General features: G+C 59.6%; 18 protein-coding genes and 3 pseudogenes. 11 read left to right on the top strand and 10 right to left on the bottom strand.

Translation table 11 applies throughout. From position 1 onward, the window contains the following. Window positions 1-73: 73 nt before the first annotated feature. Entirely contained in the window at window positions 74-511 is a 438-nt protein-coding gene (locus QA640_RS14960) for a hypothetical protein (RefSeq protein WP_283041382.1), read from the bottom strand. A 367-nt stretch (window positions 512-878) separates the two neighbouring features. On the opposite strand from QA640_RS14960, the gene QA640_RS14955 reads away from it, so the two are divergent. Beyond that, a complete protein-coding gene (locus QA640_RS14955) occupies window positions 879-1,073 on the top strand; it encodes a hypothetical protein (protein WP_283041381.1) in 195 nt (64 codons plus the stop codon). Between the two features lie 95 nt (window positions 1,074-1,168). Next, window positions 1,169-1,465, top strand: a pseudogene (locus QA640_RS14950) (hypothetical protein); the annotation flags it as partial. On the opposite strand, the gene QA640_RS14945 reads toward QA640_RS14950, so the two are convergent. After that, window positions 1,389-1,601, bottom strand: a complete 213-nt coding sequence (locus QA640_RS14945) for a hypothetical protein (RefSeq protein ID WP_283041380.1) — start codon at window positions 1,599-1,601, stop codon at window positions 1,389-1,391. The pseudogene QA640_RS14950 and the gene QA640_RS14945 overlap by 77 nt on opposite strands. A gap of 629 nt (window positions 1,602-2,230) precedes the next feature. Here QA640_RS14945 and QA640_RS14940 point away from each other — a divergent pair. Next, window positions 2,231-2,308, top strand: a pseudogene (locus tag QA640_RS14940) (SOS response-associated peptidase); the annotation flags it as partial. 76 nt (window positions 2,309-2,384) lie between these two features. Here QA640_RS14940 and QA640_RS14935 read toward each other — a convergent pair. Further along, window positions 2,385-3,827, bottom strand: coding sequence for a DUF4041 domain-containing protein (locus tag QA640_RS14935; protein WP_283041379.1), 1,443 nt, complete (start codon window positions 3,825-3,827; stop codon window positions 2,385-2,387). A 244-nt stretch (window positions 3,828-4,071) separates the two neighbouring features. On the opposite strand from QA640_RS14935, the gene QA640_RS14930 reads away from it, so the two are divergent. After that, window positions 4,072-5,346 (top strand): IS256 family transposase, encoded by a 1,275-nt coding sequence (locus tag QA640_RS14930; protein ID WP_283041364.1) that lies wholly within the window; start codon window positions 4,072-4,074, stop codon window positions 5,344-5,346. Between the two features lie 384 nt (window positions 5,347-5,730). On the opposite strand, the gene QA640_RS14925 is transcribed toward QA640_RS14930, so the two are convergent. After that, the gene (locus tag QA640_RS14925; protein WP_283041378.1) at window positions 5,731-7,005 is read right to left on the bottom strand and encodes an IS256 family transposase; all 1,275 of its coding nucleotides are present in this window, start codon (window positions 7,003-7,005) and stop codon (window positions 5,731-5,733) included. Window positions 7,006-7,831: 826 nt separating this feature from the next. Between QA640_RS14925 and QA640_RS14920 the strand changes: the two genes are divergently transcribed. The 3 genes from QA640_RS14920 (at window position 7,832) to QA640_RS14910 (ending at window position 9,322) form a co-directional block, all read left to right on the top strand. After that, window positions 7,832-8,020: a hypothetical protein gene (locus tag QA640_RS14920; protein WP_283041377.1), complete on the top strand. Its 189-nt coding sequence runs from the start codon at window positions 7,832-7,834 to the stop codon at window positions 8,018-8,020. A 334-nt stretch (window positions 8,021-8,354) separates the two neighbouring features. Next, window positions 8,355-8,756 carry a thioesterase family protein gene (locus QA640_RS14915; protein ID WP_283041376.1) on the top strand — a complete coding sequence of 134 codons (402 nt, stop codon included), beginning with the start codon at window positions 8,355-8,357 and terminating at the stop codon, window positions 8,754-8,756. A 128-nt stretch (window positions 8,757-8,884) separates the two neighbouring features. Further along, the gene (locus QA640_RS14910) at window positions 8,885-9,322 is read left to right on the top strand and encodes a hypothetical protein (RefSeq protein ID WP_283042799.1); all 438 of its coding nucleotides are present in this window, start codon (window positions 8,885-8,887) and stop codon (window positions 9,320-9,322) included. A 62-nt stretch (window positions 9,323-9,384) separates the two neighbouring features. On the opposite strand, the gene phaC is transcribed toward QA640_RS14910, so the two are convergent. From phaC to QA640_RS14895, 3 genes and pseudogenes are all read right to left on the bottom strand, one after another. Next, on the bottom strand, window positions 9,385-11,172 hold the full coding sequence (phaC, locus tag QA640_RS14905; protein ID WP_283041375.1) for a class I poly(R)-hydroxyalkanoic acid synthase: 1,788 nt from the start codon (window positions 11,170-11,172) through the stop codon (window positions 9,385-9,387). Window positions 11,173-12,062: 890 nt separating this feature from the next. Further along, window positions 12,063-13,349, bottom strand: coding sequence for an adenylate/guanylate cyclase domain-containing protein (locus tag QA640_RS14900; RefSeq protein WP_283041374.1), 1,287 nt, complete (start codon window positions 13,347-13,349; stop codon window positions 12,063-12,065). 497 nt (window positions 13,350-13,846) lie between these two features. Beyond that, window positions 13,847-14,870, bottom strand: a pseudogene (locus tag QA640_RS14895) (IS110 family transposase). A 215-nt stretch (window positions 14,871-15,085) separates the two neighbouring features. Here QA640_RS14895 and QA640_RS14890 point away from each other — a divergent pair. Continuing rightward, complete coding sequence (locus QA640_RS14890; RefSeq protein ID WP_283041373.1) at window positions 15,086-16,111, top strand: IS110 family transposase; 1,026 nt, start codon at window positions 15,086-15,088, stop codon at window positions 16,109-16,111. Window positions 16,112-16,370: 259 nt separating this feature from the next. Here QA640_RS14890 and QA640_RS14885 read toward each other — a convergent pair whose 3' ends face one another. Beyond that, window positions 16,371-18,068, bottom strand: a complete 1,698-nt coding sequence (locus QA640_RS14885) for an adenylate/guanylate cyclase domain-containing protein (protein ID WP_283041372.1) — start codon at window positions 18,066-18,068, stop codon at window positions 16,371-16,373. A gap of 380 nt (window positions 18,069-18,448) precedes the next feature. Here QA640_RS14885 and QA640_RS14880 point away from each other — a divergent pair, with 380 nt between their 5' ends. Together QA640_RS14880 and QA640_RS14875 are read left to right on the top strand one after the other, a co-directional pair. After that, window positions 18,449-19,324 carry a tyrosine-type recombinase/integrase gene (locus QA640_RS14880; RefSeq protein WP_283036857.1) on the top strand — a complete coding sequence of 292 codons (876 nt, stop codon included), beginning with the start codon at window positions 18,449-18,451 and terminating at the stop codon, window positions 19,322-19,324. Window positions 19,325-20,196: 872 nt separating this feature from the next. Further along, window positions 20,197-21,366 (top strand): IS110 family transposase, encoded by a 1,170-nt coding sequence (locus tag QA640_RS14875; RefSeq protein WP_283041371.1) that lies wholly within the window; start codon window positions 20,197-20,199, stop codon window positions 21,364-21,366. Window positions 21,367-22,033: 667 nt separating this feature from the next. Here the strand turns inward: QA640_RS14875 and QA640_RS14870 are convergent. After that, window positions 22,034-23,209, bottom strand: coding sequence for an IS110 family transposase (locus tag QA640_RS14870; RefSeq protein WP_283041370.1), 1,176 nt, complete (start codon window positions 23,207-23,209; stop codon window positions 22,034-22,036). A gap of 463 nt (window positions 23,210-23,672) precedes the next feature. On the opposite strand from QA640_RS14870, the gene QA640_RS14865 reads away from it, so the two are divergent. After that, window positions 23,673-24,473, top strand: a complete 801-nt coding sequence (locus tag QA640_RS14865) for a hypothetical protein (RefSeq protein ID WP_283041369.1) — start codon at window positions 23,673-23,675, stop codon at window positions 24,471-24,473. A gap of 311 nt (window positions 24,474-24,784) precedes the next feature. Here the strand turns inward: QA640_RS14865 and QA640_RS14860 are convergent, their stop codons facing one another. After that, on the bottom strand, window positions 24,785-26,224 hold the full coding sequence (locus QA640_RS14860; protein WP_283041368.1) for an IS1182 family transposase: 1,440 nt from the start codon (window positions 26,222-26,224) through the stop codon (window positions 24,785-24,787). Window positions 26,225-26,302 lie beyond the last annotated feature (78 nt).

Here is a 26,302-nt window from a genome sequence, read left to right as displayed (position 1 = left end):
GGGCCAATTGGCGCGTCTGGCTAGTTGCGCGGCACATAGCCTATTTTTGTCCCCGGTCGCTTCTCAAGCTCTGTCAGATTTTGGTCGATGTGTTTTTTTGGTCCGCCAGTTGTCTGAGCTCCTGTTGTCCGTCCGTCGTCGTGGTGTCGAGCTTCGCCATGTCAGCAGCAAGCCGCGCAGACACCGCGCGCAGTCGCGCATTCTCATTGTCTTGGGCGCGCTGTTCGGACCTGAGTTGCTCACGACCCTCCGCCGTATAGAGTGGGCTGAGGCCGACCTTAATAGGTTCGCGAGAGAGCGCGCGGCGATGCCAAACAATCAAAATCAGAAACATGATGATCCATGCGGCCCCAGCGATGACGTTGCCCCACAATCCAACCGGGAAAAAAGCAACGATGATCGAAATCACCGCTGGCACCAGCGCAGCGAACACCTTCTGAGGCGTGTCTATTCCAACTGTAGCCAATGTCGCACGGAGAGCAGCGCGGCGGCTCTCGGATAGGATCGCCATGGTGGGTCTCGCTCGTTTTGCAAATCAGATGCCCGCACGATGGCACAATGCAGGGTAGTGATGGGGATGCCGTCCGGGCTATCCACAGCGGTAGCCACAGCTAAGATCACGTGGGGCATGGGCGCGGTCCGGCTACTGCCCCATCCTCCGGGCCATGGTCCAGCAGCGACGGCCTCCCTCCGGCTTCATCGAACCGTGCCTGCTGTCGAAGGCGGCGCGCCGATCCATGCTTTCCGAAACGGCGGAAAAAAGAAGCAGGGAGCGTTGCACATTTACAACCCGCGTGGCCATCCGAGACATTAAGCTACGCGGTCAAGACCGAAATATATTCAATGTTTATTTCAGTACGATCAGCGGGGGCCGAAAGATGTTTGATGTCTATCGCAATGATAAACGCGACTTACTCGTCCTAAGCACGGGCTCAGCGATACCCGTGCTTAGCTCCAGGCATAAGTGGCGCAAGAGCAGAAAGCGGGTTTGCAAAGTCAGCGACGAGATCAGGTCAGCCGTTCAGAGGCAAGGCTATTACGTCCGCAGCTTGCGCGTACCGAGAAGGGATTGATCTAGGTCGAGTACGCAAAACATCGTCGGATACGGGAGCATGTACGTCATCGGCACCTCCAGGGGGATTGGGGGGCCCCTGGGCATTTTAGTCAATGGCTGACGACTACTTCGAATGCGATGGTTGAGCCGATCCACCCCAAGGCGATGCCGGTGATCCTGACGACTGATGAAGAGCGCGATGTGTGGATGCGCGCGCCGTGGGATGAGGCGAAGGCGTTACAGCGGCCATTGCCGGATGATGCGCTCAAGATCGTGATGCGCGGGGCGGAGAAGGAGGATCGGGCGGCAGGTCGAACGCGAACAGACTGGTCGGTTAGCTCGTCGTTGCGCCATCCAACCGCGCCAGCCCAGCCTCGATCACGACGATGTCTTCCTCAATTTGCTGAATAGTACTCGCGCAGTCGATCCCGGTACACGCATTAAGGTCTGCGATAAGTTTCCGGCGTTGTATCCGAAGCTCATCGAGAGCCTTCTGGTCCTTGAGGGAAACGTAACCATCCACGATCAGCCCAATAGCTCCTGACATCTCCACCCCCAGCCTTATTCATACCCTCAAGCCCTTCTGATCAAGCAGGTTTGGGAGTGTGCCAATAAGGTTACATCACGCAATCACGCGCCCCGAGTTCGTCTAAAACCACGTCTCTCCGCAAATCGTGTGCGGCGGTCGTCAAATGGGAGGCTACAATTAGACCGAGCCGCCTTAAGGTCAGGAGCGCAACGGGGTCACACAGCTCGATAGAAAGTCCGGCTCCCAATATCGCAATGGCGCGTTGCTCATCCGCGTCGAGATCAGCCCATGAGATGCCGCCTTCCATCACGCGCCTCAAAGTTGTCCCCGAGAGGGTATTTCAAAACCCAAACGCGTGCCTGATTTGCCGCAGCATAGCCATGGCCGCGTCGGTGTACCGACCGTTAGTTAGGTATTGATCCAGCTGCACTGTACTAACCAGCGCCACAACTGCCACCGTGAAGCCCTTAAACATTGGGCCTCTCCTGCAAAAGACCGCCAACCGGGCGTGTCGAAGTATTAAACCGTTCTCGGAATGCGCTGCCGCATATGGCGACCTATATGTAAATGGTGACAGTGACTAGTAACCAATTCCTTAACCGGCGGCTTCATGCGCCCGGAAGTCAGGCGCACTATTCGATCACCAACCACCGCGCGTTGGCGGTCCACCTGTCACCAACATCCGCGATACATCATCGCCGCATTGGCGCGGCTTGCTGAAGCCGGCGGACGCCGCGAAACAAATTGACCTAGTCGATAGGATGTTCTGAGGCAACCTACCTTTTCGGCGCACCTATATGACTACAAGCTCGCACCTGATCCGCTTGTGAAAGTTCGCAGTCGTATTGTCTGTCTGTACTCAATGGCTTCGGGCACCTCCCGGAATTCCAGAAGTTCTCCTGCCAGCTGAGCGAGATGCGCTTTTGCTTCCAACGGCGTAGCCCGAAAAAACTCTCGCCGTCGATTCACCTCATTGACGCGGTAGTCAGCGAGACGATCATGCATGGACGTTTCGATGCCGACGGCATCGTTGGAGAAGAAGAGGGCGTGGACATCAAAATTGAACGGAACTGATGCGTCGCTCAGCTCCCGAATGCGCTCCATTGGATCAAGGCGTCTTGTCATTCCAATCTTCACCATCTTCTCGCCAAACGAACCAATGTTAGAGATCACGTACACGTAACCGGCGCGCGTATTCGCTGCGCGAGCCTCAACGCTCTCGATTGCCTTATCTACGTCTGCGATTTGCTCGCGAAGCCGTTGCATGCCATCCTGATCGCCATTTGCGGTAACCGCTTCAAGCGCGTTCTGGTAGTGCTGCTTCTCTTTAGCCAATTTCGCGCGCTCGCGCTCGATCTCTTGTTGAGCTTTCCGCTCATCTCGCATTCGCTCACGTTCTCGGCGCTCGGCCTCCTTTTCTTCAGCCTGCTTCTCAAGAAAATCGGCAGTTAGTTCCAGCTCATCGATCCGCAGTTGCGCGTATGCGGGTGAAATACTCACCTGTAACGTGGCACCCAGCTTCCTGACCGTCTCCTCAACCTTTCTCAAACGCTCGATTGCACTTTGTAGTTTGTACGGCTTTAAGCTGCGGACGAGATTATCGGCCTCGGCATTGAATGCTCGCAACATGAGCTTCGATATTTCGCGAGTCATCTTGCGGCCCTCAGCTTCGGACCCGCCGACTGTCCAGTTGGTTGAAGCAAGTACCGCGCCGCCGTCCTTCTTTGCAGTTGCCTTGATGGCGTCTTGGAGACGATCCAAAGCGCTCTCGTAAGCCAGAGCGTCTGTAAGTGGATGCCGGTATTCATAGATACCAATTTCTTGAAGAAGGGCGGTTTCCCTTGTTTCCACTATGCTTTGATGAGCTTCTTCAACTTCCTTCCGCAAGGTGTCTCGTTCGGACGCAATGTCAGCACGAGCCTGAACGAGTTCTTTGTTCAGCGTATCCACCTGCGCCTGCAATTCCCGTCGGCGCACATCAATGTCGAGGAGCGGAGCAGCTCCAAAATATTCCAGTTGCTGTTGCGCAAGATCGCGCGCCGCTCGAAGTTGCTTAACTTCGTTGCCCAGCCGCTCGACGGCCGCGCTGAGATCAGCATTCTTAGACAGAATTTCTTTCCGTTCGCGTTCGGCTGATTGAAGTTTTGAGCTAAGCTGATCCGCCTCTTCCAGGAGTTTGCGGGCAAAGGCGCGAGCGCCAAAAAACGGCACAGCCCTGTTCGGCTCGTAAGCAACTTCCTGCATCGAAACACCTTTAAAAAATCAGCCCTAACAACCGCCGGATTGCTAAAGCGATCTGAGGTTGAATGAGAATTCCAGAGCAGCATTGCACTTTCAAGCAGGATTGTGAGATCACGACGTGCGACCTTGGACGTAGCGTATAGCCCGCGGGGATGTCCCGGGTTCTGTTGAATTTCTGAAGAGGTCGGCGTTGCCCACCTTGAGCCGGTAGGCTCGGGGTGCTGATTCCACAAAGGAGAGCAACGCCATGACGAGAGATATCACACCGGCTGGTTGGCCGGCGACCGGGGCTGTGGACGAAGCGTTTGCAGAAGTGCGGGCGAGCTTCGATCGGTTCTGCCTTGCGGCAGGGATCGAGGCGCTCGGCACGATGATGGAGGCGGATGTCACGGCGGCCTGCGGGCCGCGCCACGGTCGCGACGCGGCGCGGCGGGCGCACCGTTGGGGCCGAACGCGGGGACGGATCGGCTTCCACGGCGGCAAGATCGAGGTCGAGCGCCCGCGGGTCCGGGGCGTGGACGGCCGCGAGGTCACGATCCCGAGCTGGGAAACGGCGGCGGAGGAGGACTGGCTCGGTCGCTGGGCGATGAACCTGATGCTGATCAATGTGTCGACGCGCCGGTTCGGCCGCGCTGTCCGGCTGCCCGAGGGTGACGTGCCGGCACCGCCCGGATCGGGGGTTTCGAAGTCGGCGGCCTCGCGGAGGTTCGTAGCGCTGTCGGCGGCGCGGCTGGCCGACTTCATGGCTGCCGATCTGTCCGCGCTCGACCTTCTGGTGGTCCAAATCGACGGGCTGCATCTCGGCGACGATCTCGTGCTGGTGGCCGCGATCGGGGTTGACGGCGAAGGCAACAAGCATCCGCTGGCGCTGGTGGAAGGGGCGACCGAGAACGCCGCAACGGTTCAGGCCCTGCTGGACAACCTGGTCTCCCGCGGGCTCGACCCGACGGTGCCAAGACTGTTCATCGCCGACGGCGCGAAGGCGTTGTCGAAGGCGATCCGCCGCACCTTCGGTTCGGCCGCTGCGATCCAGCGCTGCCAGATCCACAAGGCGCGCAACATCATGGAACGCCTGCCGAAAGAGCATCATGCGGCCACCCGTCGGGTGCTGCGCCAGGCCTGGGAGCTCGATGACGCCGACAAGGCTGAAAAATTGATCCGCAATCTCGCGCGTCGACTCGACCAGCAATGGCCCGGCGTAGCGGCCAGCATCCTCGAAGGCCTCGACGAAATCCTGACTGTCGTCCGGTTGAAGCTGCCGAAGGAGCTTCGTCGATCGCTCGCTTGTACCAACATCGCCGAGAACATGATGGGCACCATTCGCCGCGTCACGCGCAACATCAAACGCTGGCGGGATGCCGGCATGGCCTTGCGATGGGTCGCGGCCGGCATGATCGAGGCCAACAAGGGCTTCCGACGATTGAAGGCGCATAAGCAATTGTCGGTTTTGCGTGCGGCCCTTCAAGCTCGCCACAATCGCATGACGATCAACCCCGTTGCCCACGTCACGAGGGCCGCGTAACATTCATTCCGGCAACGTCGGCCCGACGTAGTTCAACAGCGATCGGGACATCCCCGGTGCTGACGGCGGAGGTCGGATTGCTGTTAAATGCTACCCACCACGATCGGCGCCTTTAAAAATGTTCACCAAGTCGATCAACAACGTAAAAACCAATTTCCCTAAACGGTCCGAAACGAATCCGTTCTAGGCTGCTCCGAGCAAGCAATAAGAGGCTCAAATGTTCGTCATCTTTAGGGTGCTCGTCATCGCAGCATGCGCTTATGCCGGTTCAGCGGTGGCAAGCATTCAATTCCCTGAATTACCGGACTGCAATCAAACATACCACGCAAGGGGATGTCCCGATCGCTGTTGAACTACGCCGGGCCGACGTTGCCGGAATGAATGTTACGCGGCCCTCGTGACGTGGGCAACGGGCTTGATCGTCATGCGATCGTGGTGAGCTTGAAGGGCCGCACGCAGAACCGACAATTGCTTATACGCCTTCAATCGTCGGAAGCCCTTGTTGGCCTCGATCATGCCGGCCGCGACCCAGCGCAAGGCCATACCAGCATCCCGCCAGCGTTTGACGTTGCGAGCGACGCGGCGAATGGTGCCCATCATGTTCTCGGCGATGTTGGTACAGGCGAGCGATCGACGAAGCTCCTTCGGCAGCTTCAGCCGGACGACAATCAGGATTTCATCGAGGCCTTCAAGGATGCTGGCCGCTACGCCGGGCCATTGCTGGTCGAGTCGACGCGCGAGATTGCGGATCAATTTTTCAGCCTTGTCGGCGTCATCGAGCTCCCAGGCCTGGCGCAGCACCCGACGGGTGGCCGCATGATGCTCTTTCGGCAGGCGTTCCATGATGTTGCGCGCCTTGTGGATCTGGCAGCGCTGGATCGCAGCGGCCGAACCGAAGGTGCGGCGGATCGCCTTCGACAACGCCTTCGCGCCGTCGGCGATGAACAGTCTTGGCACCGTCGGGTCGAGCCCGCGCGAGACCAGGTTGTCCAGCAGGGCCTGAACCGTTGCGGCGTTCTCGGTCGCCCCTTCCACCAGCGCCAGCGGATGCTTGTTGCCTTCGCCGTCAACCCCGATCGCGGCCACCAGCACGAGATCGTCGCCGAGATGCAGCCCGTCGATTTGGACCACCAGAAGGTCGAGCGCGGACAGATCGGCAGCCATGAAGTCGGCCAGCCGCGCCGCCGACAGCGCGACGAACCTCCGCGAGGCCGCCGACTTCGAAACCCCCGATCCGGGCGGTGCCGGCACGTCACCCTCGGGCAGCCGGACAGCGCGGCCGAACCGGCGCGTCGACACATTGATCAGCATCAGGTTCATCGCCCAGCGACCGAGCCAATCCTCCTGCGCCGCCGTTTCCCAGCTCGGGATCGTGACCTCGCGGCCGTCCACGCCCCGGACCCGCGGGCGCTCGACCTCGATCTTGCCGCCGTGGAAGCCGATCCGGCCCCGCGTTCGGCCCCAACGGTGCGCCTGCCGCCCCGCATCGCGACCGTGGCGCGGCCCGCAGGCCGCCGTGACATCCGCCTCCATCATCGTGCCGAGCGCCTCGATCCCTGCCGCAAGGCAGAACCGATCGAAGCTCGCCCGCACTTCTGCAAACGCTTCGTCCACAGCCCCGGTCGCCGGCGAACCAGCCGGTGTGATATCTCTCGTCATGGCGTTGCTCTCCTTTGTGGAATCAGCACCCCGAGCCTACCGGCTCAAGGTGGGCAACGCCGACATCTTCAGAAATTCAACAGAACCGGGACATCCCCCCACGCAAGAGCCAATGGAGATAACTTAACTCTGGATCGAGCTCATCTAAAGCAATTCCAGCAGTAACCACGTTCAGTTACGGACCGTCAGGGATTACGGCGTTTGCTCTTGTCAGGTTACTGTGGCGGAGAGGGTTATGCCTGTCGGACGGTACATAGCCTGGGTCGGAACGTCGCTTCTTGCGTTGCTATTCGTAGCAAACTGGTTCCTTCCGCACTCCTTAGCGGAGCCTAGTGGTAATGAGACCGATCGGCCTGTCATTCGGATCGCATCGGTGCAGCAGCCACCGGAACGGATCGTCATCGATACGACACTGCCAACAATAGTGCCGCCGGCAACTCCAGTCCCGCCTTCAAACCTGATTGAAAGTACGTCCAAGCGAATTAATACCACGGCAATCATATGTGGTGCCGGCTCCCAGTTCTCCAATTGCAGTTGATCAAGGCAAGCGGAAGATCGTTAAGCGCCAGGAGGGGCCAAAGATTGCGGCCAAGCAGGGACCGTTGGCGATAACCCCGTCGGTCGCGAGTGGTAGCCCGGCGACGCCTGTTGTCCCACCGACCAAATTATCGTTCGCGGACATTGTGTCCGGCCAGCTTGTGAGAAACTTGTTCAATCTGCATTGATGCAGCGAGCGATCACAGGATAACCATCGTTCGCATCCGTTCCCTTGAAGGTGACGGTGCTCATGATATCAAAGCGCCCTTCGAATCAAAGGAGATCGCAAGTGGCAAAGAAGACCAAGAAAGCCAAGCCGGCCCGGGAGCCATATACAGCGTCAGACATCAAGATTCTGAAGGCGCACTCGAAAGCGCGCACGCCAGTGTCGAAGGTCGCGAAGACCATGAAGCGAACTGAAGGTTCACTGCGACAGAAGGCGCTCTCGCTCGGGATCGGGCTCGGACATCAGCGATAGCGTTCAAGAGTCCGGCGCAGTCCGTGAGGCACTAACCGCAACGCAACCATTTTTGATGCGGCCCAGAGGAATCAATGCGGGAGCTTCGAGACACGCAGGTCCCCCACCGCTCCCCGGTCGATCACCTTGTGATCCGAAACAGCCATCATTGATGAGAGCCATTGATCGTGAGCTTAACCCTGCCCAGGTTAGGCTCTCGCCGTCCGCTTTGCGCCAATAGCTGTGGGTTCAACGAGGCTTGCCTTTGGCCCAACTCCGACCTAGCCAGATGTCCGCTTTCGTGCTGCTGTTGGGGGCGAAGCAGTCTATGCGTCCATCTAGAGATCGAGGACGAATGATGCGGCAGATTCCGTTGGGAGCCAGAGGAACATCGACATTGCGGGTGCAACCCGAACACCTTGCCGACCGATTCAAGGACGCCATATTGCCGCAAGTGCTTGCGACGCCCGTGATGATTTTGATCATGGAAAACGCCGCGCTCAACGCGATCAGACCGTTTTTGGATGCGGGTGAAAGCGCGGTCGGCACTGCCGTAGATGTACACCACTTGGCCGCCACGCCCGTAGGCCGCGAGGTGCACGCGACGGCCGAGGTAGTCAATGTCGAGGGAAAGCGAGTTGACTTCAAGGTGTCGGCAAGCGACGGCATAGAGGAGATCGGCAGCGGAACCCACCAAAGAATTGTGATCGATCTTCGTTCGTTCAACGAGCGCCTTGCCAAAAAGAGGAGCTACTAACGCAACGGTCGGCCTGCCATTGCGGCCAACTCTTGACACAACGCGTGCCCGACCTGCTCGTGACGGAGCCGTAGCGCCTTGCGATCGGAAAAGGAGCAAATCAAGTGCGACCAGAAGGCCAGAATAGTGTGACTTCTCAGTGGCAGTATCAGGTTAGGTTCGACGTGAACGATTCTGCTCTGGCGGATTCGGTACGCCGAAAACTCCCTGATCCGGCACTGGCGCCGCTGTTCGATATCCTCGCCGAGCATCGCGCTGCGCTGAAATGCCAGTTCGACGCCTTTGCGGAGTATGTCGCCGCAGCAGAAGAGCACGGCGTCGAATACTATCCGCTCTACCAATGGACGAAGGCGACGATCGAGAATCCGACGAAAAAGGAAAAGTATTTGAGATCCTTTACATTCTACGTGGACGATCGTGAGGTCTATGCCAAGGAAATTGCCGAGGCGCTGGAGGCGGACTTGCAACCGCTCGCCACTAGCGGGCTGATCACGCGAATATCCAAGTACGATACCAATCCCGCCAACAATCCTCAGTCGCCGCAGCGCCCCCGCGAGCGGGGTTAGCCTATCCGCGAGAGCGAGCTCTGATTTTGCGCATAGTCGCGATCCCGACCGCTTCCCGCAACTTACGAGGCGATCGATCTCACGCGGACGTAAGAGCCAGGCGCGTTTTCGATAATCGCCAGTGCACCGCTACCGGGTTCGCGGGCTGGAACGCGGCCTGCATCAAGTGGCGTTACCCATTCGTCCCAAAGCGGCCACCACGACCCTTGATGAGGCGTGGCGCTGGCGAACCATTCGTCCGGACTGGGCGGCAAATTGCCGTTCGTCCAATGGCCATATTTGGTGCCTGGCGGGCTGATCACGCCAGCCATATGGCCCGCATCGGCTAAAACGAATTTGATCGGCCCGGAATATAAGCGTGTCGCGGCATAGGTCGACTTCCATGGCGCAATGTGGTCTTCGCGCGCAGCCAGAATGAAGGTCGGAGTCCTGACTTTCGAAAGATCGATCGGCACGCCCGCCAACCTGATGCCGCCCGGTTTTGCCAAGAGATTTTGCTGATACATCCCGCGCAAATAGAACGAATGCATCGCCGCGGGCATGCGCGTCGGATCCGAATTCCAAAACAAAAGATCAACGGGCACCTGCTTCTTGCCAAGCAGGTAGTTACTGACGACGAAGGACCAGATCAGTTCGTTGGCGCGCAACATATTGAACGCTGTCGCCATCTCTTGCGCGTCCAGATAGCCGCGCTCGCGCATCCGTCTTTCGAGAGACGCCAGCTGCGCCTCGTCGATGAAGACTGCCATATCCCCGACTTCGGTAAAATCGACAAGCGTCGTGAAATAGGTGGCGCTTGTAATTCGGTCGTCGCCCTTCGCGGCCGAGTATGCCATCGTCGCGGCGAGCAATGTTCCGCCGAGGCAATAGCCAATTGCGTTAACACTATGCTCTGCGGTCGCAGACTCGATTGCGTCCAGTGCCGCCAAAGGCCCCTCGAGCATGTAATTTTCAAGCCCCTTTTCGGCGAGCTTCCCATCGGGATTTACCCAGGAGATGGCGAAGACCGTATGCCCCTGATCGACGGCCCATTTGATGAAAGAGTTCTTCGGCTGTAGATCGAGAACATAGAACTTATTGATCCACGGTGGCACGATGAGGAGTGGCCGCACGCGAACTTCTCTTGTCGACGGCGCATATTGGATTAATTGCATGAGCTCGTTTTGGTAGACGATCTTTCCTGGAGTGGTTGCGATGTTCTCGCCGAGGCGGAACGCCTTCATGTCGGTCGTCGTAATCGCAAGGCGGCCATTGCCGCGCTCCAGATCGGCAAGAAGGTTCTCCAAACCACGCAGCAGGTTCAGTCCGCCGGACGCAAGGGTTGCGGTGAGGACCTCCGGATTGGTGGCGACGAAATTGGAAGGTGACAAGGCATCAACGAACTGGCGGGTGTAGAAATCGACTTTGCGAGCCGAGGCCTCGTCCATGCCTTTGACTTCGCGGATTGCAGAAAGAATCGTCTCTGCCGCGACGAGATAATTGTCCTTCACGAAGTTGAAGATAGCATTCTCGCTCCACTCTGGATGCTTGAACCGTTTGTCTTTCGAGGCATCGGCCTCGCGTGCACGCAGCATGAGCATGCGTTCCGCGGTTTTCTGCCAGATACCTAGCGTCTTGTAGAATAGGTCGATCTGGGCGCTGGCGACCACCACCGGATCGATCATCATCCTCGTCATGAGCTCGAAAAAATCGAACCCGAGTGTTGACCTGTTGCCCATGCCGAATTTAATCGCGTCCGGTTGATGAGACACGAAGCAGCGCATCAGTACTTGGCCTTGTCCCGCGATGTTCCGCAGTTGCGCTGCAAGCGCAATTGGATCCCAGGTGAACTGCATCCGTTTGTCGGCCATAGTTTTCCCCTGCTGTAGGCCTGTACGGTGCCGCTTGGGTTGCGTCCAAAAGATTAACACCTCACCGGACGCGATTGGAAAACGAATAGGCTCGATTTCGCTGTCTGGCCCGATCCCTTGCGGTGTACCCAAAACGAAGTACCGCCGTCGTCGCGGCTACGAGCGGCGAAAATCGCCCAAACCTTCTGCGGCGCAGCTAGACGTTGTGCGACCTCCTTCCGATGTCATTACCAAGGTCGCCCAATGCAAGAAGAGGGTAGCGGGGTTCGTCTCCGCAACTCCAGGGGGAGAGGAGCGGCCACTTAGCTCCAGCGTTGAGCTCGAACTTTCGAGCTACGCGATGGGAAAGGAGGAAATGCCTGGGCGCTACTTCCGCCTCCGCTTTGCGCAATTTCCGGCCGGAGTTGCAGGAGGATACCCCGGAGCTCCCCTGAAGCGCGCCGGGACGCAGTTTTCTGGTGGCGCGTCTGTGAGTTTGCTGACGAGACCTCGACCCCGCATAGGTTGAGCTCTGGGCTGTAGGCAGCCGTGCATCAAACGCTGGCGGCGCGGCGTCTTATAGCAAAGGCGCGCATTTCGGCCACGTCTGCTCTGCATCCAACTAGCCAAGGGCTCCGCCCTTGATATCCCTGCCGTGACGAGGGGCGGTGGAGGATCACCGGAGATCAAAGGGGAGCCATGGCTGAAGGCCGAGAATGACCGCTATGATCCGGCTGCTGATCGCCCGCTGCCGAGCCGGTGCCCAACTTCCCGCGACTTCGTGCCTTGGCGCTTTTTGGACGCCGGTCAGTTGAGGGGGCGGAGCCGCTTTGTTGCCAGCGTCCAAAAACCTTGCACACAAAGGGACATCGGGCGATAGCGTCTCAGGGATCGGCGACACCGGAACTCATTCAGACGGCTGCGAATAGGCGCATGGGCTCGGAGAGACCCTTAAGCTCGGCCCGTCCCTGGTCGACGAACTTGAGGCCGGCACCTGCCACTAGATCCTTTACCGTGCTCGAGGCCAGCACTTCGCTCGCATTCGCATGCTGAGCTACCCGTGCTGCGATGTGCACAGCGATGCCGCCCACATCGTCGCCCATCATCTCGACCTCACCCGTGTGCACGCCGGCCCGCACTTCGAGATCGAGCGGCCGCACCGCGCTGACGATCCCCTGGGCGCAGCGAACAGCGCGCGCCGGGCCGTCGAACAGGGCCAGAAATCCGTCGCCCGTAGTCTTAATTTCGCGGCCGCGATGCCGCTCAAGTTCCGAACGCACCGCTGCATGATGCGCTTCCAGAGTCGAACGCCACTGCTTGTCGCCCACCAACGAGGCTCTCCTTGTCGAATCGACGATATCGGTGAACAGCACAGTCGAGAGGACGCGATCAACCTCGATGGCAGGAGCGGCTACACCCATGAACTGTCTGATCTCCTCGACGAGCCGATTCTGATCTCCGAACCATGGGACGTGATCGTTACCTGGTAGTTCGATATAGCGTGCGTCAGAAATTCTCTCTCCAAGCTCGCGGCCGGCGAGTGCGCGAATGCGCACGTCGTCGCGCCGATGCATGACCAGCGTAGGAACATGGATCGACGGCAGGATGGCCGTCAGGTCGATCTCGCGGTTCATGCGCATCAGGTTGATCACATCAGACGGGCTGGCCGCCGAGCGCTCGAACTTGGCGAACCGCTCAATGGCCCCGGGAATCGCGGCTGCCGACGGGGCGAAACTTGGCAGACTCTTGCCGGTTCCCCAGTTCGACCGGATGTCGCGCTCCAAGGCCGCCAAATCGTCAAACGGAACGGAGGCGCCCACCGTGCGCGCATACGCGCCGAACAGGATGAGACCGGCGACCCGCCCAGGATAGGTCGCCGCGAACAGGATAGACATCGGCCCACCCTCCGAGACACCGAACAAATAGGCCCTCTTAGAACCCGCGGCGTCGAGCACGGCGCGAATATCGTCGATCCTTTCATCGAGATGCGGGACACCGACGCCACGATCACTGAGACCCGCGCCGCGTTTGTCGAATCGGATCAGTCGCGAGAACGAGCCGAGGTCGTTAAGGAAGCGCGCCGCGGTGGGATTCTCCCATGACTGCTCGAGATGCGATACAAAGCCCGGCGTCATGAGCAAGTCCGGACCGTCCTGTCCGGATATTTGATACGCGACGAAGACCTCGCCGCTGGTCACATAGCGCGTCTCGACAACCATGGCTTCCCTCAAGCCTAGCCCGCTGGGTAGCCTACGGCTAACGGCCAAGCAGTGCAATTGAGCGGCGAGAAGCTCATGGATTAGTGTGGCGATGGCCTCAGCTGCCCATGTTCACTAAGGGTCACGAGCACTAATGCTCTGACTGAGCGTAAGATTTCCGCTTGGCCCCTGATAGCGGCGCGAGAGCGGACCTCACCAGAGGCCGAGTTAGGCCATGTGTGGACGGCTCCGCGTTGGCAAGGAGAATCTTCACGTCACAGGATTGGTCGGAGCAGCCATGTGTTCGGCCTGTTTGCGCGGTACACATGACCGCTGGCCATAATGCCCTCCGCGGATCAGGTCCCGGTCAAAAGCACGCATTCGAGATGCCATCGCCCAAGTGGGTTGTCCTGATCGCCGGATCGACCGGCACTGCATTTCGTGCTGTTCGCCCTCCCAACCGTTACGTCACGCCGGCGATGTCGGCGCGATCTCGTTTAGGCCGCCAGCGCGGCCGGCTCCTGGTAGCGTTCGTTCCTCGCCATCATCGCCCAGGCCATCCTGGCGAGCTTGTTGGCAAGCGCGATGGCCGCGACCTTGGTGGGCCGCCGGACCAACAATCGCGTGAGCCATGGCCGATGATCGGTGCCATGGATCTTGGCGTACCTGATTACGGCGAGCGCGCCAGCCGTGAACAGGCTACGCAAATAGCGATCGCCCTGCTTGCTGATGCTGCCAAGCTTATCTTTGCCCCCGCTCGAGCTCTGCTTTGGCACGAGACCAACCCAGGCCGAGAAGTCCCGCCCGGATCGGAAGGCTTTGGGATCGGCAATGCTGGCGACCAGTGCTGTTGCCAGCGCCGGACCGACGCCAGGGATCGCGTCCAGCCGCTTGCTCGTCGCGTTTGATCGATGCCAGGCGATAATGCGGCGGTCGAACTCCAGGATCTGGGCCTTCAGCGCGCGCAATTGACCGCCAAGAGCAGCAAGGCACATCCGGGCGACCTCCGGGACTCGGTCTTCGGCTTTATCGGCGACGACTTCCAGCAGTTGCTCGACGCCTCGCCGCCCAACAGGGGCGACAATCCCGAACTCCGCAAGATAGGCGCGGATCGAGTTGATAATCGCGGTCTGCTGGCGGATGAATAGGTGGCGCGCTCGGTGAAGCATCAGACAGCTCTGTTGCTCGACTGTCTTGGTCGGCACGAACCGCATGTTGGGCCTCGTCACCGCTTCACAGATCGCCTCCGCGTCCGTTCTTCTGCCGCTTGACGTAGGGCTTCACATAGGCCGGAGGCATCAATCGCACCGTATGTCCCAACGCCTGCAATTCACGAGACCAATGGTGCGATGATGCGCAAGCTTCGATCCCCACCAGGCATGGCGGCAACTTCTGGAAAAACGCCAAGACGTGGCGGCGCCTCAACTGACGGCGTACGACCACCTGGCCGGCTGCATCAACGCCGTGCACTTGGAAGACCGACTTCGCAATATCAAGGCCAATCGTCGAAATTGACTGCATAGGCTGCTCCTCCGAATCGTGGGAGCCTCAAAACGGCACCCACTCCTTGGCACTCTCGTGCCGGTGGAGGAGCCGTCCACATGGGGTAATCGCGGGAGCGAGTCGCCCCTGAGTCAGTCCCAACCGACAATGGAAGCTGGTGGCTGTTCCCCGATAGGATGGAAATACGGGCTCACGACTGGACGCCGGGCCCAAGCATCGAATGGAGAACAGCCATGGAAGAGTATATTGGTCTCGACGTGTCGATGAAAGAGACGGCAGTCTCGATCCGCCGAGCAGGTGAACGGATCTGGCGCGGCAAGTGCGCATCTGATCCCAGCATCGTCGCCGAGCTCATCCGCAAACGGGCGCCATCCGTGAAACGCGTGGTATTCGAGACCGGACCGCTGTCGGTATGGTTCTATCATTCTCTGCGCACCGAAGGGTTGCCGGCGATCTGCATCGATGCGCGCCATGCTAAAGCGGCGCTCGATATGGCAACGAATAAGACGGACGCGAACGACGCCGATGGTCTGGCGCAACTCGCGGAAGTCGGCTTCTTTCGTGAGGTGCGTGTGAAGGGATTCGACAGCATGCTGACCCGCACGCTTGTCGCAGCGCGGACGCGCCTGGTCCGAATCACTACCGAGCTTTCCAACCAGATCCGCGGTGTCATGAAAACCTTCGGTCTGCTCGTTCCCGCCGGAAAGGGAAGCACCTTCGAGAAGAATGTGCGGAGCCTTCTAGCCGATCAGGACGGACTTGCATCCATCGTGCTGCCGATGCTGGAAGCCTGGCGTGGCATTCGCCTCCGCGCCGCCGAACTCGGACGCCAATTGGTGCGGGACGCGCGCCAGAGTCAGGCTTGCCGCATCCTCATGTCGATTCCTGGCATCGGTGCCATCACCGCAACCTCCTTTACCACCGCTATTGAGGAGCCTGACAACTTCAGGAAGTCCCGATCTGTCGGTGCGTGGATCGGGCTAACAACGCGCCGCTACCAATCCGGAGAAGTTGATTATGACGGCCATATATCCCGACGTGGCGACCACAATTTGCGAGGGCTTCTCTACGAAGCGGCGGCGGTCATTCTGACGCGCAGCTCAACTCACAGCACGCTGCGCACGTGGGGTCTGCAGCTCCGGGAGAGGATCGGCTTCAAAAGAGCTGCCGTGGCTGTGGCCCGCAAACTGGCGGTAATAATGCATACGATGCTTAAGACCGGCGAGCTGTTTAACCCGAATGCCGGAGCCGCCGCATAAGTCCCGATCGCGTTCGGAACCCGAACGCCTAAGGCGTCCCTGCCGGGACGTGAGCCGAGCCATTCCGCTGATGCTGTTGCATTGCTGACTCAGCAAAGTGCGTCGTCCACATTGAAGGCTCGTCCCGCGAAGCTCCATCATGCGGCGGCTGATGCCGACCGCGAAGACAACCATGCACCCGGCAGTGTCCTCAGCGATTATATGCTTGACGCCCCGGCAGCTCATTCGGGTTACTTCGTCTGCACGAGCGTGCGCGTGCTCATTCGGGCAGCCCTGCTTTCCGGAGACCTTCCATCATCAGCTTCGCGTTAGACTGTCCGCCCCGAGCGAGCCAGGTGGATATCGTAAAGGCGGGATCGACCTCAAGCAGCCGCGCCGCCGCCTCACGCGCCTCAGCGTCACGTCCGAGATGGGCAAAAGCGGACGCGAGACAGCGGTAAGCTGGAGAATAGGAGGGGTTAATACGCTGGGCTTTCTTCCCTGCGGCAATGGCCTCATCAAAGCGACGAAGCTCAACAAGGGCCAACCCCATCCCAACTAACATCAGGTGTAGCAGTGAGTCTACCGGGCTCATGCGGTGGGCACGTTCAAAGCTCCGGACCGCTTCCTCGGGCAGCCCCGCGGTCTTATAGACCCATCCTCTGCTGTGCCATGCTTCAAATGAATTGGGGTTGAGCGCGACCGCCCGGTCAGCCATTTCGATCTCACTTTCACTATCCCCGATCATGAACGCCGAGGTTACGCAAACCCAAGCTAACGTTTCTGGATCACTATCGTCGATACTTAATGCCAGGCGAAGAAGCCGAGCTGCTTCCCTGCGCTCGAATTGAGGATCGATTGCATAGCCCCAAATGACGTTGTTCATGTGACAGAGACCTGCCAGCGCCGCGACAAGGCCGAACCGAGGGTCCAGTTCCAAGGCGCTATGAGCCAGCCGGAGCGCCTCGGCCAACCCTTCGCGGGTCGCAAGGTAATACTGCGGCATAGCCCGGAGAAAAAAGTCATAGGCGGTGAGGTTCTCTGATCGCCGCCGGGCCGCCATTGCAATTTCTGTTTGAAGCAATTTTGGCTGTATTGCACAGACGACAGCGGCCGTGACTTCATCTTGGAGAGCAAAAATGTCTGTCAGATCACGCTCGAACCTGTCCGCCCATATGTGCGAGCCTGTAACCGCATCAATCAACTGCCCTGTGATGCGAACTCTCCCGGACGCCTTGCGCACCGACCCCTCTAGGACATAACGCACGCCAAGCCTGCGTCCGACGTCCTTGATATCGACGGCGCGACCTTTGAAGGTGAAGCTCGAATTGCGAGCGATTACGAACAACGATTTGAACCGCGAGAGAGCGGTGATGAGCTCCTCAACCATTCCGTCGGCAAAATACTCCTGCTCGGGATCGCCGGACATGTTCTGGAATGGCAGCACGGCGATAGACGGCTTGTCCGGCAGCGTCAGCGGTGCATCAGTCCCGGCGGCTAATTTTGCGCTCACCCCCGCCAATGGTCCGCCCGGACGCACCGCATAAAGCCGGACCGGTCGATCGATGTTCTTCAACGACTTTTCGCCGAGATCATCGAATTCAAAATTTGTCTTTCCCCTCACCTGCTCGAAGGCGCTACCGGATAGGCAGACGCCTCCCGGCGCGCACTCGCTTTCCACCCGCGCCGCGATGTTGACGCCGTCGCCAAAAATGTCGTCACCGTCTATGATGATGTCGCCGACATTGATGCCGATGCGAAACAGAATTTCTACCGCATCGCTGCCGTTCCTCTTCGCCATCTTGGTTTGCATGGCGATCGCGCAGGTTACGGCATCCACGGCGCTCCCAAACTCGACGAGTAGGCCATCACCAGTCGTTTTGACGATGCGACCCCTGTGCGCAACAATCTCGGGATCGATAACCTCGCGGCGATGCGCTTTCAGGGCGGCCAGCGTTCCGATCTCGTCGGCACCCATCAGTCGCGACTAGCCGGCGACATCAGCCGCAAGCACCGCTGCCAGCCGGCGTTCGATACGCTCAGTGGTCAAGATTTTACCCCCACAAACCCGCAAAGTCGCATTCGCAATAAAAGCATGTCGGGCTGGCGTCCGGCCAGAGCAAACTTCCGCCTTGGGTCAACCTGAGAAGAACTCAGGTTGAGCAAATCTGGTCGGCTGGGGCGCGATGAGCGGACCTCCGGTAAACGGGGAGCAACTTCGCAGACGGGCCATAGGACTAAACCGCTCGCGCGGTAAGGCGCTGCGGCAAGCGGGGCGGCCAAGCCGATAGCGCCAAGGGGCGTCCTGTCTTGAGATTGAGGGGTTGCAACAACCTCACTCAAGACAGGAGCATCCCCATGACCGACGAGGCAGTGAGCCCATTGCGCCGGCGCATGATCGAAGACATGACGATCCGCAAGTTGGCCCCGAAGACCCAACATGACTACGTGCAAAGGGTCAAGAACTTCGCGGCGTTCCTCGGGCGCTCGCCCGATACGGCGAGCTTCGAGGACGTGCGCCGCTACCAGCTGCATCTGGCGGCGAGCGGTGTTGGCGCGCCGACCATCAACCAGACCGTCTCGACATTGCGGTTCTTCTTTAAGGTCACGCTCAGGCGCCACGAGATCGTCGAGCACACCCATGTCATCCACGAGCCGCGCAAGCTGCCGGTGGTGCTCAGCGTCGAGGAGGTGGCGCGCCTGCTCGATGCCGCACCGGGGCTGAAGTATAAGGCGGCGCTGAGCGTGGCCTATGGCGCCGGCCTGCGCGCCACCGAGGTGGTCTCGCTCAAGGTTTCCGACATCGACAGCAAACGCATGATCATTCGCGTCGAGCAGGGCAAGGGCGGCAAGGACCGTAACGTCATGCTCTCGCCCAGCCTGCTCGACCTGCTGCGCGCCTGGTGGAAGGCGGCGCGCCCGCAGGGCTGGCTGTTCCCGGGCCGCGACCCGGCCCAGCCGATGACCACGCGCCAGCTCAATCGTGCCTGTCACGCCGCGGTCCAGATGGCGGAGATCAAGAAGCGCGTCTCGCTGCATACCTTGCGGCACAGCTTCGCCACCCATCTGCTCGAGCAGAACATCGATGTCCGTGTGATCCAGGTCCTCCTCGGCCACGCCAAGCTCGACACCACGGCGCTCTATACCCGCGTCGCCACCAAGACGATCAGCGAGGTCATGAGCCCGTTGGAGCAGGTCGCGCTCAAGCTCAAGGAGATCCGGCCGCCCAACTGACGCGCGGCAATGTCGCGCTCGGCGTTGGAGGTTGCGGATATCTTCCGCAGCCATGGTCCGGCGTGGCGCAAGGCCCATGCCGGTCACGTCAGGCTGCGGCGGTCACATGATCATCATCGAGGTCTTCGAGGCCGGTTGTACGCCACGTCATCGGCCGACAGCTCCAACGAACCGCTTCAGGATCGACACCTCGTGACCGCGTCACAATCCCGCAAATCTCCTCATTGTGCTCGCCATCTCTCGATCGGCCACCGGAAAGCGCGTTCTGATATCCGGCTGTCACCGCAAATCGTTCGACAATTTACAGCGCTCGGCACCATCCGCAGCTCATTCGTCCGCCGCTCAACTGTCGAACAGCTCGTTGCATCGGCTCGATTCAAATCCGCCAGCTCGCCCGCGGCGCCCAAATCCCCATAGCGCATGCGGCCCCACCTTACGTTCCCTTACGCGCGGTTTCCTTGTATGGGCTTTGTCAAGGCGGCGGCGTTTCAACAGGCGACAGGTCGGCGCATCTTTTCCTTCGTCAGTTTCTTTGTTCGATCTGAGATCCGTTTCTTCGTCCCGACCCGTACTTCGTTTGCGCTGGCGCGCGCAGAAGCTGTCAAGGTTGGCCGTCGCACCAACCTTACGACAGGCTCCGCCGTTGCCAGGCCACACCGTGACAGCTTCGAGCACGACGGCACGCTTTGGTGCGATCGGGATGACGATCGGAGGGGAGCCCGCTTGCGGGCGCGATCAATCGCGCCACAACCTTGTATCCGGTGGGTCCAAGGACCCGAACCATGATGCAGATCCTATGCAGGCGCGACGGACGGGAGGTGTGTTACCGCCTCGGTTTCTACCTTCCCACCAGTGCATAGGAGACGACTCTGATGGAAGCCCGCACAGTAAACAACCCGCCGCCCGCCGCATCCCATGATGACGCAGTACGCTGCGTTCTTGCAATCGAATTGAGCAAGAAGAGTTGGATTGTCGCGGTCAACACGCCCTCGTCGGAGAAGATCAGTCGCTACACGTTGAAGGCCTGTGATTGGAAGGAGCTTTTAAAGCTGTGCGAGCGGATCGGGACGCGGATCGCCCAAGAACTGAAGAAAGACGTCGAATTGGTTTCTTGCTACGAAGCGGGCTACGACGGCTTCTGGCTTCACCGTCTGCTCGAAGCACACGGCATACGCAACTATGTCATCGATCCGGCAAGTCTGCAGGTTGATCGTCGTGCGCGCCGAGCCAAGACAGACCGCGTCGATGTCGAGCGGTTGCTGCGATCACTGATGGCGTATCTGCGTGGGGAACCGAAGGTTTGGAGCGTGGTGTGCGTGCCTAGTGTCGCCGAGGAGGACGACCGTCGGCTCCATCGTGAGCGTGGCCGGCTGATTAACGAACGTATCCAACACGTCAACCGGATCAAGGGACTGCTCGCGATCCATGGCATCTATGACTACCAACCCCTGGGCCACGATCGGATGAAGCGGCTGGAACGATTGCGCACCGCTGATGGCCGGACACTGTCACCGCGGCTCAAGGCAGAAATCCTGCGCGAACTGCAGCGATTGGAGCTTGTGATCGGAATGATCAAGACGATCGAGGCGGAGCGCGATGCCATTGCATCGGCCAAGATTGAGACGGAGCATAGCAGCGCAAAACGGATTCAGGATCTGGCCAAAGTCAAGTGTATCGGGCCCGAATTTGCAACTACACTTGTCGGCGAAGTATTCTACCGCTCTTTTGACAATCGCAAACAGCTAGCGAGCTACGTCGGTCTGACGCCGGCGCATTTCCAGAGCGGCGAGACGTGCCGTGATCAAGGTATCAGTAAGGCCGGTAACGCCAAGGCTCGCAGGGTCATGATTGAGCTCGCGTGGCTGTGGTTGCGACATCAGCCCGCCAGCCCTTTGAGCGTCTGGTTCCACGATCGTGTCGGCAAACTCAAGGGCCGTATCCGGCGGATTACGATCGTCGCAGTCGCACGCAAGTTGCTGATTGCTCTCTGGCGCTATCTCGAGACAGGTCTGGCGCCTGAGGGCGCCATTCTGAAGGTGTAATTTGAATCGCGGAAAGTGGACGAAAACAACATTACCGATCCCAAGGTGGATGTGTGACCGTGCGCATGACTGGCTGAAAGAAGCCGTGTTGCAGAAGGGTGCCATCCTCCTTGGAGCCCTGTGCCCTCGCATGTTGCATGAGGGACCTTGGTACGGGGCTCGCCCCGACCGGATATAAGTTGATGCGGCGAGCGCCGCATAGCCAAAGAGCTCCGCCTTGGGATCAATTGAACAAACATAGTCGGAACTTCAATCGGGCAAGAGGGGATCAGGAGCGCAAAATACGTATGCAGCGTGATGGCCGGACACGATTGTAGCTCGGCGCGCGCTTTCGCCGTCAACCCCTCGCGCCTTCCGGCGCGACCCTCCGGGCTCCGGGGTTGACCGCTCAGCGCGACCAAGCAGAGGAGCCGCCGTGCCATCAATGCAGACTTGCGCTCGCGTGAGCCTCTTGAAACGGACAGAAGGAAGAAATGTTGATCGCGAAAAAACTCTTGACTCACGAAGCCTCATATAAGTCATGCGCATCGGCAGCGAAGCTCCGAAGCGGCGGACCCATTCTCCCTTTCGGCATTGAAGCCAAGGAAACACGTCGGGACCCCGCCACCTCGAACCGTCATCGGCCACACCGTCACGAGCGGACGGACAAGGCCGAAACTGTTGGCCTTCAGTGATCTCCGTTCATGGATGCCGGCCGCAGAACGACGCCGTCCGGCACTACACCCTCCCGCACGAGCCGCCACAGGTCGATTAGCAGCTTGCGCGCCACGGCCACGATCATGGTCTTGCGCGTCCCGCGGGCATTCTCGGTCCGGGTTCGAAACCACTGCGCTAAGACGCTGTCCTTCTGGAACCTGAGAAATCGCCAGGCCAATTCGATCATGCCTCGTCTCACTCGAGCGTTGCCGGAACGCGTCAGCCCTTTCTCCCGGCGTTTTCTGCCGCTCTCGTCGGGCGAGCCGGTGAGGCCAGCATAACGCGCTATCGCCCTTCGGTCGCGCATGCTTCGCGATAGTACCTCCTGCACCAGCATGTCGGCGGTCTCGACACCAACGCCGATCACCCGCGCCAATAGGCGCACCATTGCGCGTGGTCCATCGCTGGGCGTTTGCTTGAGATGCTCCAGGCGAGCGTCCTCGATCTGCCGTATCTGATCGCTGACGAGCCGCCGGCGCGCCATGTCGCGACGCAGCTCAGCCAGGGTGTTGGGCGGGATCGGCTCGCCCTCGGGGGTGCGTAAGCCGTCAAGGCGTTCGGCGGCTTTCTTCAGCTTGGGATTGAAGCCGCGGATGCCGAGCCGTATCAACGCTGCTTTCATTCGGTTGACGATCCGACTTTGCTCTCCGATGAGGCTCTCGCGCTCACGGGTGGGGCGCTTGGCATCTTCGTCCTTGATTGTCGGGATCGCGACCATCTTGCAGTGATCACGCTCGCCCCGCAACCAGCCGAGAAAGCTGCGTTTGAGCAGTTCGGTGTCGAGACGATCGGTCTTGGCGCGCCGGTGCTCGCGCGATACCGCTATGCTCGATGCGTGAATGACATGCGCCTCGATGTCGCGCGCCCTGAGCCAGCGGGCCAACCAGAAACCGTCACGGCCGGCCTCGAAAGCGACCGCGATGCGTTCGATTCCGTGTCCTGCCCTCCGCGCTTCTTCTCGCCAGCGATTGAGCAGCTTCAGCAAGGCGTTCTCGTCGACCTCAAGCTTCTTCGACGGCTGGCGCTCGACACCAGGCACAATCCCCGCAACGAGCCAGCTCGACAGGCTCATCTCGATCACAGCGATCAGCGTGCCGTCTGGTTTGAGGGGCGTGAGGGATCGGCTCAGGTCATTCAACTTCTGCATGGGGTACTCCATCGGTTCGCATCAGGGCCGATGAATGCCATATCCTCACCGTCCTCACCGCCGCCGCCCGCCCCATAGCATCTCCCTTGGAGGCTTTCGGACGCCAGCCGCCCGAATCCGCGGCGCCATCCCTCACGCGGCCGGCATCCGAAACCCTTCACACAACCGGACTCATGCAAACGCAGCAACGAGTCCCCAAGCGGCTTGCCATGAGAGAACAGCCGTAGCTGGACCATCGCAGGAGGTATATTATGCGAAGGAGTGGCACTGTTGAGCCGTCCCTGCGACCGGCATCGATGAGAGGCGCGCTGTGGAACAATCATCCCCGAGCATATCGATACGACCTCTCGACGAAAGCGACCTGCCGGAAGCCGGCGCAATCTTGCGTCGTGCATTCGCGGCCCAGTTTGGGATGGCGCCAGATACGTTTTGGACGGATCGGGACTTCGTCACCGGACGTTGGATGACAGATCCCTCGCTGGCTTTTGGCGCATGGATGGGAGATCGGTTGATCGGATCGAGCCTGGGAACTAGTTGGGGAAGCTTGGGAATATTCGGCCCGATCTCCACACACCCCGACACTTGGAATCACGGGACCGCCAGACTTCTCATCCCGCCGGTGCTCGAACGGTTGAATGTATTGGGAGCTCGGCATCTAGCCTTCTTCACGTTTGCCGAGAGCACAAAACACATTGCCTTGTATCAGAGGTTTGGCTTTTGGCCGCGGTTTCTCACCGCGATCATGACCCGCATGGTCGAAGCCAGTGAGATAATGCCAGAAACGACTCGCTACTCGACCGTTGCCGGCGCAGGTCAAGCACCTTGGCTCGACGAATGCCGAGCTTTAACGACTGAGGTGCGCGACGGATTGGATCTCTCAGCGGAGATACGCACTGCTCACGCGCATGGACACGGCGACAGCGTCTTTCTTACGGATGGATCACGAATGGTGGCGGTGGCATTGTGCGAGTATGGACCGAAGAGCCCCGCAGGCGCCGGTTCATGTTTGATCAGGTTCGCGGCGGTTCGCCCCAGCTCGGAGAGTGAAACGCGCTTCAGTCAATTGGTCACTGCCTGCGGAACACTGGCAGCAGACGAAGGGCTTAAGCAGGTGGTGGCATGTGTAAATGCCAGCCGGCCCAAAACATATCGACATCTCCTATCAATGGGCTTCCGTGCCCAACGCAATGGCGTAACTATGCATCGCCCAAATGAGGACGCATACCATCAAACAGCCTCGTACATCCTTGATGATATGCGATAGTCCGCGCTATGGCGTCTGACAAAGCGACTTTTGATCTGTCGCAGCAACTTCACTAGTTGTTCTGCTGAGAGACGTGCCCGTCTCGACCGACGGCAGTCTATGCGCAGATTTGGTCCTATGTCCGAAATGGGTCTTGGCCGCGTGAAAACGTTTCAATGCGGGGGCGGCGCTTTGAACAGCCCCATGGGGTCGCGGATTGGCGCCGAAATGGCATAATTTCCGGCGAGGCCCCGGAAGCCAGCCCAATGGCTTGCCCGAGCCACTATAATCGATGATGAGGTTGGTGGCACGCGCGCGACAGCGCTCCTGGCTCACGCCTGAATCGCCGCGATCAACGCACCAGCACCCATGATGTTCATCACGCGCGTGAGCTTGTAGGCGAGCACGTGCAGCGCCATCTCAGTGGCGACTTTCGGCAAGCGCTTCGTCAAGAAGTGCGTCGCGCCCATGCGCATCTTCAGCGTGCCGAACGGATGCTCGACCGTCTCGCGACGGCGACGCATCGCCTGAGGATCAGCGTCGAGCCGCCTCTGGGCATCCTCCATGACGTGCTCATGCTCCCAACGAGAGATGACGCGGTTTTTGGCCGTGGTGCAGCGCGCCTTCAGTAGGCAACTCCCACAAGCTTTCGTGACGTAGCGCCGAATGGTGCGTTCGCCATCCACTGTTGTGAGCCAATATGCCAGCAACTCGCCAGCCGGGCAGCGATACACATCCTGTTTGGCCAGATAGGCGAAGTCGTGCTTTCCAAACTTGCCCTTCGCCTCCATGCCGGTCGTGTTTGGCTTCGGTAGAGTCACAAGGATATCAGCGTCGGCGCAAGCCTTGATCTCCTCGCCTGTGTAATAGCCGCGATCGGCCACCGCCTCGAGCTTGTCGACGCCGAGCACGGCCTTGGCCTGTTTGCCCATGTTTGCCAGTTGAGCGCGATCCGAGCCGCTATTCGTTACTTCGTGCGCGATGATGAGGTGATGCTCGGTATCTACGGCAACCTGCACATTGTAGCCAACGACGCCCGAGCCACGGCCACTCGTTGCCATGGACCGACTGTCGGGATCGGTCAGCGAGATCTGTTGATCTGGTGATGCCAGCATCGCCTCTTCGTAGGCTTCGAGCTTGTGCATCTCGCTCTTGAGCTTGGTGAGCTTTTCCTTCAGATGCGCCGTCTTCGCGGCGAGAGTCTCAGATGGCTCCTGCAGATCTGCCGTGTCGAGCTGTGCGAGATAACGCGAGACGCTCTCCTCCAGTTGCTGGCGACGGCGCTCGACCTTGCCCTTTGTGAAGTTCTTGTCACGCGTGTTGACCGCCTTGAACTTCGATCCGTCGATGGCGACGCTCGCCTGCGTCAGCAATCCCATCCGCCGGCAAAGCTCAACGAACTTCGCGCACACCTTCCTGATACCGAGGCCGTTGTCGCGACGAAAGTCGGCGATCGTCTTGTCGTCGGGCGAAAGCCGTTGTAACAGCCAGATCACCTCGAGATTGCGTCGTGCCTCCCGCTCCAGCCGGCGGCTCGACTGGATGCGGTTGAGATAGCCGTAGATGTACAGCTTGAGCAGCACCGCTGGATGATAGCCGGGTCGCCCGGTCGCCGACGGTTCGATGTCCTCAAAACCCATCTCGTCGAGATCAAGTGCTTCGACAAACGCATCGACAACGCGAACAGGATTGCTCTCACCGACCCAATCATCGAGGCATTCCGGCAACAACGTCGATTGATTGCGATCCGCGCCTTCAATGAACCGTCGCATCGACCGTCTCCGAAAAACCCAGAGACGATCTCTATCTGACTCGTTGTTTTCACGCGGCCAGGGTCAAAAGCGTAAGCG

Source organism: Bradyrhizobium sp. CB82 (genome assembly GCF_029714405.1).
In the GTDB taxonomy this organism is placed as follows: Bacteria; Pseudomonadota; Alphaproteobacteria; order Rhizobiales; family Xanthobacteraceae; genus Bradyrhizobium.
The sequence above is the reverse complement of the archived record's forward strand: the minus strand, read 5'-3'. Positions and strand labels throughout refer to the sequence as shown.

Excerpts from the sequence above, each read along its gene's own strand:
- QA640_RS14865 (WP_283041369.1), top strand. The coding sequence starts at position 23,673 with ATGACAGATCCCTCGCTGGCTTTTGGCGCATGGATGGGAGATCGGTTG.
- QA640_RS14880 (WP_283036857.1), top strand. The coding sequence starts at position 18,449 with ATGACCGACGAGGCAGTGAGCCCATTGCGCCGGCGCATGATCGAAGAC.
- QA640_RS14890 (WP_283041373.1), top strand. The coding sequence starts at position 15,086 with ATGGAAGAGTATATTGGTCTCGACGTGTCGATGAAAGAGACGGCAGTC.
- QA640_RS14960 (WP_283041382.1), bottom strand. The coding sequence starts at position 511 with ATGGCGATCCTATCCGAGAGCCGCCGCGCTGCTCTCCGTGCGACATTG.
- QA640_RS14930 (WP_283041364.1), top strand. The coding sequence starts at position 4,072 with ATGACGAGAGATATCACACCGGCTGGTTGGCCGGCGACCGGGGCTGTG.
- phaC (WP_283041375.1), bottom strand. The coding sequence starts at position 11,172 with ATGGCCGACAAACGGATGCAGTTCACCTGGGATCCAATTGCGCTTGCA.
- QA640_RS14885 (WP_283041372.1), bottom strand. The coding sequence starts at position 18,068 with ATGGGTGCCGACGAGATCGGAACGCTGGCCGCCCTGAAAGCGCATCGC.
- QA640_RS14875 (WP_283041371.1), top strand. The coding sequence starts at position 20,197 with ATGGAAGCCCGCACAGTAAACAACCCGCCGCCCGCCGCATCCCATGAT.
- QA640_RS14870 (WP_283041370.1), bottom strand. The coding sequence starts at position 23,209 with ATGCAGAAGTTGAATGACCTGAGCCGATCCCTCACGCCCCTCAAACCA.
- QA640_RS14945 (WP_283041380.1), bottom strand. The coding sequence starts at position 1,601 with ATGTCAGGAGCTATTGGGCTGATCGTGGATGGTTACGTTTCCCTCAAG.
- QA640_RS14915 (WP_283041376.1), top strand. The coding sequence starts at position 8,355 with ATGATGCGGCAGATTCCGTTGGGAGCCAGAGGAACATCGACATTGCGG.
- QA640_RS14955 (WP_283041381.1), top strand. The coding sequence starts at position 879 with ATGTTTGATGTCTATCGCAATGATAAACGCGACTTACTCGTCCTAAGC.
- QA640_RS14860 (WP_283041368.1), bottom strand. The coding sequence starts at position 26,224 with ATGCGACGGTTCATTGAAGGCGCGGATCGCAATCAATCGACGTTGTTG.
- QA640_RS14935 (WP_283041379.1), bottom strand. The coding sequence starts at position 3,827 with ATGCAGGAAGTTGCTTACGAGCCGAACAGGGCTGTGCCGTTTTTTGGC.
- QA640_RS14925 (WP_283041378.1), bottom strand. The coding sequence starts at position 7,005 with ATGACGAGAGATATCACACCGGCTGGTTCGCCGGCGACCGGGGCTGTG.